The following is a 16,316-nucleotide window of genomic DNA, read 5'->3' as shown; positions in this document are numbered from 1 at the left end:
TAAAACCATGAAACGCCCGTGATGACTCACGGGCGTTTTTTTGTTCCAATTGCTCATTCGCTATCGTGTTCACGACCGGTTCCAAACGACTCGCAAACCTGCTTCGCCCAGGTCCTCCTCCTAAGCGGTGAACAACATGCACAGCATTCGACTAAAACGCCCCTGGAAACGCTTGGTGGCTGATGGGCAACAAACTGATGATCACTTGGTTGCGAAAGTTGATGTGCCGGACTTAGAAAGCGACCTGCCTCACGCAGGAATCGTCCACTACCAACGATCATTCAATCGCCCCCCACAGCTTGACGCAGACGAAAAGATGGTCCTGCAAATTGACCATTTCAGTGCCCAGCGCATCACGATTCAACTGAACGGGACTGTGCTAGAGACACACCCAAAAGCGGGCACAACGTTCCCGCTGCAGGTGGACTTAACCAAGGCTTCCGCCGCGTTCAACCAACTGAGTTTGATTCTCGAATCACCCGCCGAACAGGGGATCCAACTTGATGGCGCCGTGTGCTTATTGATTGGCAATCGTCAAGACTTTTTGCCAAACGTCTAAAATTCTGGTACGGTAACCGGTCGTGACGGTCACCGTCTTGCCTGTGGCCAGTCAGAACGGTTCAGGCACCCGATTCTGTGTTCGCAGATGTCACTGTTGCAGGCACCAAGATGCACCACCTGATCGTCTTCAATTCATCAGCAAATGACGGTGCGGTCGAATCATCGCACCGTGACCAGCACCGTGTCACTGAAACGCTCGGTGCACCTCTAATGTTGCTGATCGCGTTTTGCGCACTGCTGCTGGTGCCTGTTCGTTGCCTGGGACAAACGCGACCAAGCAATCGCCAGTTGGTGGTAGCCTTATCAGGTACAAACGACGTCAAACGAATCGCGGCGATTCATCGCATCGGAGTGACTCGAGAGGCACAGCGAACCGCACTGCCAGACATGACCGAAGCGATGGCCAAACTGGCGTCCAATACCAAGCGTGTCGCCATCAACAAACGCGACGAGAATGATTTGCCAGCCGGGGTGTTGCAACTGATCAATTGCATCGGCACGATCGATTCGCCCGTGGCGACAGAAAGTCTCGTGAAGGTCTTCACATGTGATCGCGATTCTTGGATTGCTGCTGCGGCACTTTCTCTTGGCTTTAATCAACGGACCGCAGCGATTACGGCCATTGAGGCACTCACAGAACACCCCGCGTATGCCCAACGGTACGGCTTTCGCTTCGCAGTTGCCAAAGCCTTGGTGCAGATGGATGATCCTCGGGCGTGGGATGCGTTGGCAATGATCGCTGACCAAACCGACGGGCAATTGCAGCACTTGATGAATGAGGCTTTTAAGCAAGTCACGCTGGAACAGTTTGATGATGATGCACCGCGATTCGCGCGCTGGCAAGCTCGGGTCGGCATCGACGTTGAGTCTCCAGAACTCTTAGGCCCCAATCCCGAACAGCCGGAACCCCAAACCGACACAATCAAGCTGGTCGACGCTCCCAGCGAGAGCAGTTCCAGCAACATGAAACTGGTCGAATCGGAATACTATGGGATCCCGATTTACGCCAAGCGACTGCTGTTCCTGGTGGATTGCAGCGGCAGCATGGCCGAAGCATATAACGGCCGAATACGCATGCAACAAGCGAAAGCCGAGTTAATCGAAGCGATCGAATTACTTGAACCCAGTACTGAGTTCAGCATCCTGGCCTACAATGAACGGATCGATTTTTTCCAGCATGACTTGGTTCAGGCAACCGAGGAAAACAAGTACAAAGCCACCAGTTTTGTGCGCAAGTTAAAACCCATCAAGAACACGGACATCCATGGTGCTCTTCGCGCAGCACTGGTCTTTGACTCTCAGGTCGAAGCGGTGTTCCTGTTATCCGATGGCCGCCCAACGGCAGGCCGATTGACTGCACCAGCGGCGATTCTGCAGGACATCTTGAGCTACAACCGATTCCACAATCTGACCTTTAACTCGATCGGCGTGGGCGTGGAATCCGAAATGCGATCGTTCCTCCAGAAGCTGGCTGAACCGAGCGACGGTGAATTCCGTCTGGTTCAGTGATCGCTCACCGCTGGCTTCGCAAGCTGGTCAAGTGCGGCGGAGTTTCGATGCGGGGCTGCTAAGCGGCCTCGGAATCGTCTGCTGATTTCTTCTTGGCCGAAACGGCATCAACAACAGCTGATGATTGCAGTGCCTGTTGGGTCAACTGCGATTGTCGGCGATGTATATGCCACAGCTTCATCAGCATCCAAGCACTGGCAAAGACCACCAGGAAAACCATTGCCACGTAGAACAAGGGCTGCAGGAAACGATCCGTCACTTGCCCGACTGCATCTGCCCCGAGGTTTAAAGTCCGATCGGCCAGACCGGTGGTTTCCAACAGCACAGGATTCCCATCGGCATCGTAGGCAATCGTCCCGCCGCCAAGAATTCGTTCTGGCTCGGCCAAGATCACCGTCGTTGCAGCCACAGTAAAGAGTGTCTTGCCGGGGTTCTGCTGGACAAAACGCCCCATGAAGGCAGCCATTCGCTGGCCATCGTTTTTGACCAGGCTGAGCACACCTTGACGCTGCGATGCGGTCAATTTCACCAGATCATCACCGTGACGCGCCAACGCGATGGCTTGGTCCGAGGTTAGCTTGGTCGCCAGCTCAGCGCCTTCACTGCCCAGCTTCGTCGCCAGCAAGCCTCCCACGCCAGGGTGCTTCAGTTCAGCCTTCAGCGCCGCCGAACCCGTCTTCGCAATGGTCTCGGCCAATTCACGACCGGCAGCACCGCTGCCAAGTCGAGTCAATGCCGCTGCAACCTGATCGGCAGGCACGTCATCGAGCGCCGCCAACACCGGCTTGAGATCAGCCACGTTATCCAAAGCTTTCAGAGCATCGGGACCATGCTTGCTAACCAGCGAAGCCACTTGCTCGGTGGCCTCTTTGCCACCTTGCCGCAGTGCAGCTTGGCTGACACGTTCAGCCATTTCCGCCGTGCCTTTTTTGGCAGCGTACTCCGCAGCCTCCTCGGCCCCCTGTTTGCCAAAGTACTTTGCGATCGCTTTGACGACTGAGGAAGTCGACATCATAACGGGCTGCTGGTACCAACCGACCAACGAAGAGCCCCCGACCTGATCCGCCTGAGCAGATGGCGCGAACCCATTGAGCCCCAAAAACGGGGACATGCAAACAATCCCAGTACAAAGACAACGCTGCCAGCGGCTCATCATGGTTTCCCTAACGCTAAAGGTTCCGCAACAATCTGTTGGTAAAATCGATCCTGATAGGCCTGTTTCAACTGATCGCAAACAATCGGCAACGTGTCGCGCAGACCATCGCCACCGCCGTCGGATGATCCGGCAATTAGGCCACATTCTAGCTTGAATAAGTAGTGATGCATGTTGCCGCTTAACTCGCTTTGGAACTGATCTGTCATCCACCAGTCGATCGCCAGACCAACGGCTAGCCCGACGCCAAAACCCACCACGGTCCCAACCGGTCCGGCCAGCGATCCGCCGCCTGCACCGGCTGCCGAACCTCCCACCGCCGCACCGGCCCCTGCAGCCGCGCCGGTGGCCAGGGCTGGTCCCATTCGAGCCATGACGGCCAGGATCAACGATCTGGCGGCAAAGGCCCCGACCTCGCCAAGCACCAGTGCGCCCACCAAGTTTTCGACACTTGTGAGCCCTTGATCGGAGGCGAATTCGGCCAAGGTCAACGCGACCTGTTCGCAAAAGACCTGCGGTTCCAGCGGAGTGACTTTCGGCAAATCAGATTCGTTGACTGCGGCCTGCACCTGGGCCAACAAGCGTCTCTGATTGGCATTGATCTCATCGCGAAACTCTAACAAGATCCGGGACAGGTCTGCCATCAGTTTCCTGTCGGTGAAGACATGCTGATGGAACTTGCTACGAACATAGGCTTCGATCCGATCGTCTCCGGACCACCAGGCTCCCGGCATCCGGCTGAGCACACCAAAGCGCGTCGTCAGGTTCGTGACCTCAGCGACAAAACGGTCAGCACCTTTGTGATACAAGTCCATCTGCCGCGCGATGCGGTGACGACAACGGGTGACCGCTTCGTGGTCCGCCTGATTGGTTTGGTCGATTAATGGCAGCACGTTCTGCTGATAGAAGTTGGCTCTGGCAATCGCCTGTTGAACACGTCGCTCTGTTTTCGCGTGCTCTTGCTGTTGCTCAAGCATCAACTGAACGCGTTTTGCTTCGGCTTGCTCACGCTTGAGCTGTTCCGGGAACAACAGTTTGACATGTGCGACCACATCAACTTGCACACCGGCATCGGCAAGCAGTTCCTCGACATGCTGTGGTCGATGCAACACAAACCAGGAGAGAGCGGCTGCCAGAGACGCCAAAAGAAATGGAATCAGCAAGCTCGGCCCACCACGGCGCGGTCGATTCGATCGTTGTTTGCCGCCGTGAGCCATTTTTAAATCACCTTGCTAACTCGCCCAAAATTTCCAGCGAAACCGCTTTTTCTTCGGCGCACTTGTGCGCACCCCTAAAATCCCCCAGTGCGTGCCATCACCGTCATGGATCTCCGCCACACGCAACATGGCAGACTGCTTTAATTTTAGTATCAATCGATCGTTGCAGTCACTTTTCATGACCTCAACTCGCTCTTCAAACTGAGACATTGCGGCAACGACTGCCGATAATGCTTGTCGCGGCGAGGTGTGCGCGCCAAAGTCTTCGATCAAGAAAACGGACGCACTTTTTGGTCGGCCCACCGTTTTGGCAAACCGAAAGTGCTCTTTGTCTGGTTCTTCGTCCCAACCGTGATATTGCCCCGACATCGCATCGCCTCATGGCTTCAGGCACTAAACGGAGAAAAAATGGTCGCGAAAACTGGTCAAGCTCATGAACTGTCGCTCAAAACCGCTGCAGCCATTGAAGCACACAGCGATCGATCCACGGAACTCGACCCGGTCCAACAAACCCAGCATGCCCACCAGACTTGCATCCTAACCACGTCGTCGTTGCTGACCATTGCACACCAGCGAAGCAAACGGCGGGAATAATAGGGTCGTCTTTTGCGGAAACCACTAAACAAGGGAGGTCAATCTGCGGGGCAACCGAAGCAGAACTGCTGCTTTCATAGTACTCCTTAGCCCCGGCGAACCCACTCAGTGGCGCCGTCAGTCGCTCGTCTAATTCCCACAATGTGCGGGGTCTGCGTCCGGACAGCAACTGTTGAAACGCCGCCTGCTGCCTCGCTCGCGTGCCGATGGAATCAAATAAGGCCTTGATGAAGTAGTGGTTGTAGATGCGTCTTGAGAGTCGCTGCATGTTGTGACTGCAGGCGACTAAGTCTATCGGTGGAACCACCGCGACCGCGGCGAGTAACCGACAAAACCATGCCGGCCGCGCGTCCTGTCCCGCCCCCACTCGGCCAAGGAATCGCAACAATTGATTGCCCCCCAGGGAGACGCCGGCAGCAAACAATTGGCCAGCGGGATGCCGCTGGGCAACAAACTCTAACGCTGCGGCAACATCATCACTGCGGCCGGCGTGATTGATTCCAGATGCCAAGTCAATCGCCTGACCACAGCCACGCATGTCCACACGATAAACACGCCACCCCAGGGCCAATGCCCCGTCGGTGATCCGCTGCATGTACTGTGACCGATGACAGCCACCCAAGCCATGATACAATACCAAGTTCGGCACCGCCTCTTGTTGATCTTTTGTGTCGCCGGTGGACACCTGGGGATCACTTTGATGCAACACCAAGGCATCCCCATCCTCCAGGTCGACTTGATGCCGTTGATCGACCAGACAATTCACCGCTGGCAAGTACCGCGGCGCGATGGTTTGCAAGAAACCCCCACGAAACAAGGGATGAGCGACGAATGGTGTTGGCTGAAAGAGCTCCGCGGGCGAAGCGGGGTTTGTTTTGGCTGCTGCCGATTCCATAGTCACCATTCCATTCGCTACAGTTAGCCAATCATCAAATCGTCGTCGCTGGTCTACAATGCCGAGGTTCAGTTTAGTGTAACTGCAGCCTGGTCATACCGGCGACGGATCATCGCCAGCCAAGTTGTCCCATTAAGCCTACTTGAAACGTCATCATTCTCCATGCAAACGATTCGATCTTTTATCTCCGTGCCACTTCCCTCTGGAATCACGTCAGCGGCCGCAAAGATGATCAAACGCCTGAAAGAACACAGCGACTCGATCAAGTGGGTGCCGGTCGACAACATGCACCTAACGCTTAAATTCCTGGGCGAAGTCGAAAACATTGAAGTCCACGACATTTGCAAAGCCATGCGAAAGGTCTCCGTCGACATCGCTCCCTTTGAACTGCAGTTTGGCGGCGCCGGTGGCTTGCCCGGCAACGATCGAGCGCGGGTGATTTACATGGGTGTGACCGACCCCAGCAACTCGCTGACCCGATTGGTGAATGGATTGGAAACCGCATTGGCAGATCTAGGCTATCGCCCCGAGTCACGAGATTACGTCCCACACTTAGCCCTCGGTCGAGTACGAAGCAATTCGCGACGCGCGGGACCAGAATTAGTGCAAGCCCTAGAAGAAACCTCGGCGACCATCGTCGGCGAAATGGTAGTGGATGAAATCCAATTGATTGGCAGCTTTTTGGAAAAACAAGGCCCGTCGTATCACGTCATGGACTCACTGCCGCTAGGCGAACCGAGTAGCTGATCATCAAGCAGATGCGTTTGGAACGCGGAAAGATTGTTGAAAGCTTCACCACTTGGGCTGGCATTCTTCAACACCTAGCATTCTGCGCAGCCATAATGATGCCGACGAATTCGACCTCTCCCCTTCTCCATCTCGACCACAATGCGTTTACGAATCCTCTCTGCCGCGCTGGCCTGCTTGTTCTTAATACCATCTGCCAACGGCCATGATGGCGAAGGCGATCACAAGCATGGCGACCATCAAGATGGCGCCCAAGCGGTGATGACAACTCGCAGCACCGCTAAGCGTCTGGCGCCGCCAGTTCCCAAAGACGGCTTTCAATTCATCGTTTACGGGGATCGTACCGGAGGTGTACCCGCCGGCTTAAAAGTCTTGGAACAGGCGGTCGTTGATACAAACTTGCTAGACCCCGATTTGGTCATGACGGTCGGTGACTTGATTCAAGGCTACAACGAAACGCCTCAATGGCTGGAACAAGCGGACGAATTCAAAGCCATCATGAAGCGTCTGTCCATGAAGTGGTACCCAGTCGCTGGCAACCACGACATTTACTACCGTGGCAAGAAACCCGTTCCGCCAGGACATCACGAAGCGAACTACGAAACGCATTTCGGACCGCTCTGGTATTCCTTCAAACACAAGAACGCCGGATTCGTTGTCCTGTATAGCGATGAAGGCGACTCCCAAACCAACAAAAAGACCTTCAGTGTCGGCGCGTTGCAAAACATGAGCAAAGAACAGCTCGCGTTTCTCGATCAAGCACTCAAGGACCTCGCTGACCAAGACCACGTGTTCGTTTTCTTGCACCATCCTCGCTGGATCGGCGGCAGCTACACCGGGTGCAATTGGGACGAAGTCCACACGCGTTTAAAAGATGCCGGCAACGTCAGTGCTGTCTTCGCTGGGCACATTCACAGGATGCGATATGAAGGTCCCATCGATGGCATCGAATACTATGCCCTGGCAACCACTGGCGGATCCCTCCCCAACGACACTCAGGTTCCCGGCGTTGGCTCGCTGCATCACTTTAACATCGTTTCCGTCCGCCCCGAAACCATCAGCGTTGCGACCTTGCCGGTTGGCGAAGTCATGGACCCCAAGCAATTCACACCTGAATTCCTGCGGATGGTTGACCAAGCTCGTGGGTTGCGCTGGCAACAGACCACTCCTAACGTCATGGTGGACACCGATGGCGAGACTCAGGGTGAAGTCACCATGAAGCTAACCAATACGACGGACTTAAAATTGCAGTGGACCGGCAGCTTTGACGACAATGCCCTCCGCAGTGGCTGGCGCAGTTCACTGGACCACCAACACGGCCTCTTGGAACCGGGCGAGACCGCCGAACTGAGCTTCCTGGTTCAGTACGAAAGTGGGCCCGAGTCATCCAAGGCATGGCCGAAGGTGAACCTTGAAACCCGCGTGTTTACCAAATCAGCTGCCGTCGATTTGCCGATGATCGCGACGCCACTGAAACTCAAACTCTCTCCCAGTGCACAGCCACAAGCGGACCCGAAAACCAATCAAGCCCTTGTCATCAATGGTCCGTCAACCGCCGTTCAAATCGATAGCAATCTCATCAACATTGCTCCCGAGAGCCCGCTGACCTTGGAAGCCTGGTTCAAGCCGACTGCAGCGAACGATGCAGTCGGAGCGATCGCCAAGACAGAATCTTCCGAATACGCCTTCTTCTTCAATGACAACAAGATTCAATTCGATATCAACATCGAAGGCCGCTACATCTCGCCAAAAGCTCCCCTGCCCTTGCCGCTCAACAAGTGGTCACATGTCGCTGGCGTCTTTGACGGACAGCAAGCCATGCTATTTATCAACGGCAAACAGGTCGCAGCCGTCCCTGCGAAAGGACGCCGCAAAACGAACACGCTGCCGCTGTATCTTGGCGCGGATCCCAATCGCAGCGGCCAACCCAGCCGCCCATTCACCGGCTTGATTGATGAGATTCGCTTGTCGAACGTAGCTCGCTACCAAGGCGATTTCGAACCCGCCGAGCGATTCCAACGCGACAAAAACAGCGTCCTGCTACACCACTGCGATCAATCCGCAGGACCTTTCTTACTGGACGATAGTGGCAACGGAGCGCATGGCAAACTGGGCTCTGCAAGCCAGCTTCAACCCCGCTAATGCAGTCACGCTAGAACCTAGCCCAGCGTCACAACCACCCCTCAACAGGCGATACAAATTCAGTGTGTATCGCCTGTATCTTTTTTACGGGATTCCACTTTCACACAAACTGGCAAAAGATTAATTCCTGCGCTCCCTTTGCGTGACAACACCGCCATCAAGCTAGCCTTACGAACCATCCGCATGCCAAAACACCTCCCCGGAGGGAAACGTTGGCATCTAGAAATTGCAGCTTGATATAGGACACTCAGATGGACTCTTTTCCAGATATCGATACCTCGATGCTCGTGACGATCGTTGGCGTTGGCCTGATCTTCCTGGTGGTTTTCTCGCTTGCGGCGGCCGCCTGCTTGAAATGCACGATCAGCTGGATCGGCGATGAAACTCCAGGCTTGCTGGCCTGCCTCGGCTGGCTGACCGCCGCTGGTGTTGTGAGCTCGTTCATCTCTGCTGTCTTTGTGATCGGAACGAGTCCGCAAAGCGCATTGATCGCAACGCCATTGGGTTGGCTAGGCTCTGCATGGGTCTTTGGGATGGCCGGTAAATGTGGCATGCTACGCGGCTTTGGAATCTTGGTTGTCAACTCCTTGCTCACCGGTGTGACAATGTTTGGCTTGTTCATGCTGATGTTCATTCCCTTGTCAATGGTTGACCTCGGACTAGGAGATCTTTCCGCCAGCGATCTCAGTAAACTGGAAGCTTGGATGGAAACTCAGCAGGGCGGCGAAACAAGCATCGAGAACCGAACAGGACCGATCAATCAGGTTCGCTACAATCCCGCGTTTGGCCCACCAAAGGAAGACGCCACCAAACCGAACACCAGCCCCGTCTCCGCCAAGGCCAGTGACGAGGCATTCCAGTCGGTTGCCGACGCGCTTTCTGGATCAAGTCAGGCAAGCCAGCCAAGTCAGGCAGTCAAAACGAACCAAGACAGCGGAGCGAGCACACCAGAGCATGCCACGACGGCCCCTGACGACTTAAAAGAAACCGTTGCACTGCCTCGCAACATGAAGGACAATGCCGCTGGACTCCCACAGCGCGTCCAGCAGAAAAAGTCTCGGGGCGTCTCGGTGAACCCGTTCTTCAATCAGCGATAACACGATTGCCAAAACGCCGCAGCTAACTGGACGAGCGGCAAACTGGTTCGGCGACGAGACGCCGCTTCGAATGCGTTCAACTTTCTGCTCATTCAGCGGCTCGCTGTGTTATCATGCGTGGGTCCATTCCCGCCTACCGTTTTCTCTCATCGGTTGATTCTTGGTATCCACCGGCTGGTATCCACCGGCTGGTATCCACCGGCTGGTGTCCTACTGGCTGGTGTCCTACTGAGAGAGCAAAACGATCACACTCGCGATGCCGCTTATGATCTCGGCCCCAACACTCTTCCGATTAGGCGCCGCCGTGATTGCGATCGGCTGCGCCGTCTCCCAGGCTACAGCTGACACGCAGGCTACAGCTGACACGCAGGCCGCAACTGACACGCAGGCCGCAACTGACACGCAGGCGAATTTGAAAGCCGACCTGCAAACGTTTGCCACAACCATCAAGCCTGTCCTGCAAACCTTTTGCGTTGACTGCCACAGCGGTAAAACTCCCAAAGCAAACATCGCCTTGGACACGATCGACCCCGACCTCATTGATGGCAAGGATTTTGATCACTGGGAAGACATCCGTGAAGCCTTCAACACCGGCGAGATGCCACCGGAGGATCAACCTCAGCCATCCGCCGAACAGCGCCAAGCCATGGCGCGTTGGCTGGATAGTGAATTCAAGAAAGTGGCGTTGCAGGCATCCAGCAAGCCACGTGGTCGAGTGCGACGCCTGACGCGATACGAACTGCAGTATGCATTGGAGGATTTGTTACACACCTCAGTGGCCAAACAAATCGAAGCCTTACCGGAAGAAGGAGCCAGCACGAAAACTGGATTAAAAAACAGCTCACACCTGTTGATGATTAGCAGCCCTCACTTGGAAGCGTATCTCAACACCGTGATGTCGATCATCGCTGATCTGAAAGAGGTGACCGCCTATGAACCCGAACGCGTTCGCGCCGACTTGGCAAACCTGGACGTGAACCCTGCGCCGGTCTTTGTGGATGCTGGCAAGCGACAAAAACCGCCGCTTGCCAAAGTCGAGCGAACCGAGAATGGCGACATCACGATCAAAGCCGGTGGCTATTTGGATTTGAGCATTCCTGCGATTTCTCAATATCGCTTTGACATCAACCTTGCCGCTCGCTCTGATGCCAACTGCAATGCGGTCATTGCGATCGGCTTTCAACGTTCCGATGTTGACCCGCGTCAAGTCGTGCAGACACTCGGTCGAATCTCGATTCCTGCCAGCGAGAACATTCAAGCTCACACCCTGGTCGCGTCGCCCGAACAGCTGCCTGCGGAAATGACTCGAGCGATTGACCGTCCATTCTTCATTCGCATCACCAACGCTTCCAGGCAACCGCTGCAGCTTGACTCGTTGGAATACATTGGCAACAACAATCGAGAACTGACCGGCCTGTTGTTTCCTGAAGGCGATGCTAAAGACCAACCACTGGCACAGCAACAAATCAACCGATTTATTGAACAAGCCTTTCGCCGCCCCGCCAGCAAGCGAGAACAAGCCAAGTACCAGTCGATCCATCAGCGTTACCTCGCAGACCAATCACCTGGCGACGCACTGCTGAGCACCTATCAGGCAATCTTAACCTCACCCGCCTTCCTGTATCTTGGCATGCCTGGCAATAGCAATGAGGCGATCGAGATCAACTATCAACTTGCCGAGCGTCTAGCGTTCTTCCTCTGGTGCTCTGTCCCCGATGCTGAACTCTTAGAACTGGCGGGAACAGAACAACTGACCGATCCGAAAATCCTAGAACAGCAAGTCAAGCGTTTGCTAGCCGATGAAAAATCACGCCGATTCACTCGACAATTCACAGACCAGTGGCTGCAGACGTCACTGCTTTTCAATGTTGCAGTCGATCGCACGTACTACCCAAGGTATCGTGCGACACTCAAACCATTGATGCACCAAGAAACGATTGAATCGGTTGACGATGTGTTCCGAAGCGGTGCCAGCGCATTGGACTTCCTTGATGCCGATCACGTCTTTGTGAATCAAACCTTAGCGAACTTTTACCAAATCAAAGGTGTTCGTGGCGATCACTTTCGAAAGGTTGCCGTGCAATCGAATCACCATCGTGGCGGCCTGCTTACCCAGGGAACCTTTCTAGTTGGCAACTCGGATGGCATGAATTCACATGCGATCCTGCGTGGCGTTTGGCTTTCCTCGTTGATCTTGAATGATCCGCCCCCCGATCCGCCGGCCAACGTTCCACCCCTGGACGAAAGCATTCCCGGCTTTGAATCCATGACACTCAACCAGAAACTGTTTGCCCACCGAAACAACGCAGCCTGCAAAAGTTGCCACCAGCGCATTGATCCCTGGGGAATCCCATTCGAAAACTACGATGCCAGTGGCGCTTGGCGAGAGAAAGTGCTGATGATCACCAAGGCAAACCAAAAGGGCAAAGCCAAGCGGAAACCCACATTTGAAAAGAACTATCTACCGATCGATCGAAAATCCACATTACCAGATGGAAATTCAGTCGATGGAATCGATACACTGAAAGCGTATTTGGTCAATGAACGGCAAGCTGACTTTGCTCGTGGTTTGACCGAGCGTGTGCTTGCCTACGCTCTCTCACGTGACCTGAACTACGCTGATGATCAGCTGGTCACCGAATTAACAGCTCGTTTTACCAAGAGCGACTACTCGGTGCCGACGCTGATTCATGAAATCGTTCGCCGCCCACAGTTTTCACAAGGACTCTAAATCGATGTCACGAAAATCCTGGCACCTTTCGCGTCGAACCTTCTTGCGTGGTTCTGGCATCACGCTGGCATTGCCTTTCCTGAACGGCATGGCAGTCGGCAACGAGCAACAAGCTCTGGCGACGCTTCCCAAACGGGCTGCGTTCATCTTTTTCCCCAACGGCGTCAGCCTACCCCCGGAACGCGATCCACAGCATGAAGACTGGTACTGGTTTCCCAAAGGAGCAGGCAAGGACTATACCTTCCGCACCAGCCAGCAAGCCTTGAATCCCTTGCGTGAGAATCTCTCCGTCATCTCCGGACTGTCGCATCCCCTGAACCGCAATAGTGGCGATGCTCATGTGAATCCGACTGGTTTTCTGACGTCCAAGGAAATGATCAAAGGGCAGACGACTCATAATTCAATTTCCATCGATCAAGTCATCGCCAATCAGCATGCCGGTCAAACTCAGCTGGCATCGATGCCCTTGTCTTCCGTCGGTGGCGTTGGAAATATCAGCCGCACCTACACGCTCTCGTTTGATCAAGAAGGCAAAGGCATTCCTGCGTGGTCGAACTTGAAAGAGATCTATGAGCGCATGTATGGCGCCAGTAGCCCTGCCGCCAGAGCCCGACTGCGTGAGAAACAAAATCTGATCAACGAGATCTACGGCGACGCGAAAGACTTCCGTCGCAAGCTTGGCAAGGAAGACCAAGCCACACTGGACGAGTACCTGGCAGCCGTCGCTGGGCTGGAAAAGAAAATTGAAAACGACAAGCTGTGGGCACAGCGTTCGCAAGCCGCTGAACCGCCTGCGATGAACCTGGATCTCGACTTTACCGATGTTGAAAACTACATTCGAGCCATGTACGACTTGATGTACTTGGCCTTTAAAGCTGACATCACTCGCGTCGCCACCTACCAATTGGCCTCCGAAGGCGGGACCGCACCGACCAATAACCTTTCCAAACGCATCGGCATGAGCAAAGACCTGCATCAGCTCAGTCACTCTGCAACAAAAACAAAGGACGGGTTCAAAGACTGGGGCCTTTGGGACCAGTTTGTCGCTCGGCAACTGGCTTATTTTCTCAATCGCCTGCAAGAGACTCCCGAAGGCGACGGGTCGATGCTGGATCGCTGCTTGGTTTTTCAAGGTGCGGCAACGTCACGAGTTCACGACAACACCAACTTCCCACTGCTTCTTGCCGGCGGCAAGAAAATGGGACACAAGACGGGCCAGTTCATCCGATACGATGAAAAACAGCACAAACTCGCTAACTTGTTCGTGAGAATCGCAAATTCGATGGACACTCCGATCGACCAATTCGGGGACAGCACTAGCATGCCCATGAATGAACTGTTCGGGTAACGCTTCTTCATCATGATCCGTCAACTGGCAAACTGCACCTGCCAGTGACTCTCGGCATTCGCCCGGCTGACACGGCAACGGTTCGCCAATGTGAACGGGGCCAATGTGAACGGGGCCAATGTGAACGGGGCCAATGTGAACGGGGCCAATGTGAACTGGGCCGAGTCGCCAGTCGGGGCGCTTCGTCTGGCTGGACAGCAACGCCAGCTCCGAGGACCCTCATTTGGGTTGCCTTCTTTCTTGCCTGATTAACTGATACACTTCCGCGGACCGCCACCAACTTGCACCACACGCAACGCCACGGACCCCTTCGATGGAAGATCTTGACCTCGCACAGATTGCTGCTTATCTGCATATCACGCCTGGGCAGGCTGAGAAAATGGCTTCGCGAGGACGAATTCCTGGGCGCAAAGTCAGGGGCCAGTGGCGATTCAATGAAGCCGAGATCCATCACTGGCTCGAAGATCAAATCGGTGCCAGCGAAGATCATGAGGACCTGCAACGGGTCGAGCGAGTCGTCAAACGCATGTCCCGCGATTCTGACGAACGTGGGATTTGCGATCTTTTGCCAGTGGAGACCATCGAAGTCCCCCTTCGCGCTCGCACTCGCGGGTCCGTGATTCGCGACATGTGCAAACTGGTTTCGAAATCGGGATTGATGTGGGATGATGCGGCAATGGCCGAAGCCGTCCGGAGCCGGGAACAAATGCACCCTACCGCCCTGGACAGCGGAGTCGCCCTGCTGCACCCCAGACGCCCGCAAACCTCTATCTTGTCCGATTCGGTCCTGGGACTGGCGATCAGCTCCGCTCCCCTGCCCTTTAGTGATTCCGGGCATATGACAGATGTGTTTTTTCTAATCTGCTCTTACGACGATCAATCCCACCTTCGTATCCTGGCCAAATTAAGTCGCTTGATCAGAGGCGAAAACTTCTTGACCCACCTCCGGCAATGCCAATCCCCGGGTGAAGCTTGGCAGTGCATGAGCGACGCCGAAACGGAACTGGATGCCGACGACTAGCCCTGACCGCCCACGTTTTTGCGAAGGCCGTCAGCGGCAAGTGATAACTGAACCATGACGGATCAAAAACTGGATCACGGAACGCTGCTCTGGATCGGTGGGCGAGACCACCGCGAGTTTCGTGCAGCCTACGAATATTGCGAAGCGCGAGCAGCTCAGATCGCCTATCGCCCTCACATGCAATCTGCCATCGATCGCAGCGCGCGCGGCGTGCGACTGATCGTGCTCTGCCGCCAAAATGATTCCAGCGCGGCGCAGTATGCGATGCGCAAAATTCTTCGCCGCCACCGAACGGCCCAAGCAGTGGCCATTCGCGGCTCTCTTGAGATCGCCAGCGGACGACGGCCCTACCAAAATCTCAATGAACCCTTGCTGCCAGAATGGACTGACCTGCCCACCATTGAGTTTCACCAATGGGATGTCCAACTGCCACAAAGGCTACGACGCTGTGGCTGGGAAGAAATGCCGGCGGAACCCGCTACATCCATTGCAGTGATTGCAGCCAATGCAATGGCTCAGCAAACCTTGCTTTCAGTGGCGTCGCTGCATCAAGTGCCAACGGCTGCGTTTCGCAGTGCCCAGCAAGCGCAACTCGCTGGTTTCGATCAGATCTGGTGGGACGAAACCGCCACCGCTGGCAAACCCTGGGGAGCGTTGTTGCAATCAGCGCCCTCCGCAACGCATCGTCACACCTGGATCACATCCGATCAATCCCTGGATCATCACCAACTGGCCAAAGCGGCTGGAGTTGAAAACATCGTCATCAAACCGGGAAGCGTCGCACGCCTGTTGCCCAACAAGCTTCAGCGGCAAGCTGAACCACTTGAACAAGCAACGACCAACAACAGGACATGGCCAGCGGCCGCTCGTCAAGCGGCGTAAACAGATGGCGATTGTTCGCTGAGAAGGCGATGTAACGCTTGACCCTGGCGAACGCCAAAACGGCTGATGGGAAGCGTTGACCATTCGTTGACTGAACTCTCCCTCTGGCGGGAAAATCGAGCCTAAGCGAGGTGAGGGTGAAGTGGTTGGCAACGCCAACCGCAGGCCGCCACAACAAAACCCTCCCCGGCCGGCCATTGAAACAATCAGTGCTCTCGCCTTGCAAATCGGCAGACTCACCAGCGCGCTACCACCGCCAACCGGCCGACCGCTCCCGCAAGCGGGAGCGGCTGTGTTAGATGTCAAGCGTTTTGTGGATTTTCCCATGTTGTATTTGTTTTGACCATTGTGTTGAGTGTGATGAGGATTTTGCGCATGCATGCGGCAATAACGACCTTTGGAGGCTTGCCTTGTTCGGT

Annotated in this window: 13 protein-coding genes; 9 read left to right on the top strand and 4 right to left on the bottom strand. The window is 55.0% G+C overall.

Features of this window, described 5'->3' with window-relative positions; genetic code table 11:
* The first annotated feature begins 136 nt into the window (after positions 1-136).
* Together SV7mr_RS03520 and SV7mr_RS03515 are read left to right on the top strand one after the other, a co-directional pair.
* The gene (locus tag SV7mr_RS03520) at positions 137-559 is read left to right on the top strand and encodes a hypothetical protein (RefSeq protein WP_145269274.1); all 423 of its coding nucleotides are present in this window, start codon (positions 137-139) and stop codon (positions 557-559) included.
* 110 nt (positions 560-669) lie between these two features.
* A complete protein-coding gene (locus SV7mr_RS03515) occupies positions 670-2,070 on the top strand; it encodes a VWA domain-containing protein (RefSeq protein ID WP_145269272.1) in 1,401 nt (466 codons plus the stop codon).
* A 58-nt stretch (positions 2,071-2,128) separates the two neighbouring features.
* Here the strand turns inward: SV7mr_RS03515 and SV7mr_RS03510 are convergent, their stop codons facing one another.
* The 4 genes from SV7mr_RS03510 to SV7mr_RS03495 form a co-directional block, all read right to left on the bottom strand.
* Entirely contained in the window at positions 2,129-3,181 is a 1,053-nt protein-coding gene (locus tag SV7mr_RS03510) for a hypothetical protein (RefSeq protein WP_145269270.1), read from the bottom strand.
* 41 nt (positions 3,182-3,222) lie between these two features.
* A complete protein-coding gene (locus SV7mr_RS03505; RefSeq protein ID WP_145269267.1) occupies positions 3,223-4,440 on the bottom strand; it encodes a hypothetical protein in 1,218 nt (405 codons plus the stop codon).
* A 15-nt stretch (positions 4,441-4,455) separates the two neighbouring features.
* Positions 4,456-4,809 (bottom strand): hypothetical protein, encoded by a 354-nt coding sequence (locus SV7mr_RS03500; RefSeq protein WP_145269265.1) that lies wholly within the window; start codon positions 4,807-4,809, stop codon positions 4,456-4,458.
* A 76-nt stretch (positions 4,810-4,885) separates the two neighbouring features.
* Positions 4,886-5,929, bottom strand: a complete 1,044-nt coding sequence (locus tag SV7mr_RS03495; protein ID WP_419188043.1) for a YheT family hydrolase — start codon at positions 5,927-5,929, stop codon at positions 4,886-4,888.
* Between the two features lie 162 nt (positions 5,930-6,091).
* Here SV7mr_RS03495 and thpR point away from each other — a divergent pair, with 162 nt between their 5' ends.
* From thpR to SV7mr_RS03455, 7 genes are all read left to right on the top strand, one after another.
* On the top strand, positions 6,092-6,676 hold the full coding sequence (gene thpR, locus SV7mr_RS03490) for an RNA 2',3'-cyclic phosphodiesterase (protein ID WP_145269261.1): 585 nt from the start codon (positions 6,092-6,094) through the stop codon (positions 6,674-6,676).
* Positions 6,677-6,817: 141 nt separating this feature from the next.
* The gene (locus tag SV7mr_RS03485) at positions 6,818-8,818 is read left to right on the top strand and encodes a LamG-like jellyroll fold domain-containing protein (RefSeq protein WP_419188042.1); all 2,001 of its coding nucleotides are present in this window, start codon (positions 6,818-6,820) and stop codon (positions 8,816-8,818) included.
* A gap of 251 nt (positions 8,819-9,069) precedes the next feature.
* The gene (locus SV7mr_RS03480; protein WP_145269259.1) at positions 9,070-9,915 is read left to right on the top strand and encodes a hypothetical protein; all 846 of its coding nucleotides are present in this window, start codon (positions 9,070-9,072) and stop codon (positions 9,913-9,915) included.
* Between the two features lie 256 nt (positions 9,916-10,171).
* Entirely contained in the window at positions 10,172-12,646 is a 2,475-nt protein-coding gene (locus tag SV7mr_RS03475) for a DUF1592 domain-containing protein (protein ID WP_145269257.1), read from the top strand.
* Positions 12,647-12,650: 4 nt separating this feature from the next.
* Entirely contained in the window at positions 12,651-13,994 is a 1,344-nt protein-coding gene (locus SV7mr_RS03470) for a DUF1552 domain-containing protein (protein ID WP_419188041.1), read from the top strand.
* Positions 13,995-14,307: 313 nt separating this feature from the next.
* Positions 14,308-15,015: a PTS sugar transporter subunit IIA gene (locus SV7mr_RS03460; protein WP_145269253.1), complete on the top strand. Its 708-nt coding sequence runs from the start codon at positions 14,308-14,310 to the stop codon at positions 15,013-15,015.
* 54 nt (positions 15,016-15,069) lie between these two features.
* The gene (locus SV7mr_RS03455) at positions 15,070-15,897 is read left to right on the top strand and encodes a hypothetical protein (RefSeq protein ID WP_145269251.1); all 828 of its coding nucleotides are present in this window, start codon (positions 15,070-15,072) and stop codon (positions 15,895-15,897) included.
* The last annotated feature ends 419 nt before the right edge of the window (positions 15,898-16,316 follow it).

It is taken from the genome of Stieleria bergensis (genome assembly GCA_007745635.1).
GTDB lineage: Bacteria > Planctomycetota > Planctomycetia > Pirellulales > Pirellulaceae > Stieleria > Stieleria bergensis.
This window is presented reverse-complemented; position numbering and strand designations above follow the sequence as displayed.

Coding starts and splice junctions, on each gene's coding strand:
- SV7mr_RS03520 (WP_145269274.1), top strand. CDS start 137: ATGCACAGCATTCGACTAAAACGCCCCTGGAAACGCTTGGTGGCTGAT.
- SV7mr_RS03515 (WP_145269272.1), top strand. CDS start 670: ATGCACCACCTGATCGTCTTCAATTCATCAGCAAATGACGGTGCGGTC.
- SV7mr_RS03510 (WP_145269270.1), bottom strand. CDS start 3,181: ATGTCCCCGTTTTTGGGGCTCAATGGGTTCGCGCCATCTGCTCAGGCG.
- SV7mr_RS03505 (WP_145269267.1), bottom strand. CDS start 4,440: ATGGCTCACGGCGGCAAACAACGATCGAATCGACCGCGCCGTGGTGGG.
- SV7mr_RS03500 (WP_145269265.1), bottom strand. CDS start 4,809: ATGTCGGGGCAATATCACGGTTGGGACGAAGAACCAGACAAAGAGCAC.
- SV7mr_RS03495 (WP_419188043.1), bottom strand. CDS start 5,929: ATGGAATCGGCAGCAGCCAAAACAAACCCCGCTTCGCCCGCGGAGCTC.
- thpR (WP_145269261.1), top strand. CDS start 6,092: ATGCAAACGATTCGATCTTTTATCTCCGTGCCACTTCCCTCTGGAATC.
- SV7mr_RS03485 (WP_419188042.1), top strand. CDS start 6,818: ATGCGTTTACGAATCCTCTCTGCCGCGCTGGCCTGCTTGTTCTTAATA.
- SV7mr_RS03480 (WP_145269259.1), top strand. CDS start 9,070: ATGGACTCTTTTCCAGATATCGATACCTCGATGCTCGTGACGATCGTT.
- SV7mr_RS03475 (WP_145269257.1), top strand. CDS start 10,172: ATGCCGCTTATGATCTCGGCCCCAACACTCTTCCGATTAGGCGCCGCC.
- SV7mr_RS03470 (WP_419188041.1), top strand. CDS start 12,651: ATGTCACGAAAATCCTGGCACCTTTCGCGTCGAACCTTCTTGCGTGGT.
- SV7mr_RS03460 (WP_145269253.1), top strand. CDS start 14,308: ATGGAAGATCTTGACCTCGCACAGATTGCTGCTTATCTGCATATCACG.
- SV7mr_RS03455 (WP_145269251.1), top strand. CDS start 15,070: ATGACGGATCAAAAACTGGATCACGGAACGCTGCTCTGGATCGGTGGG.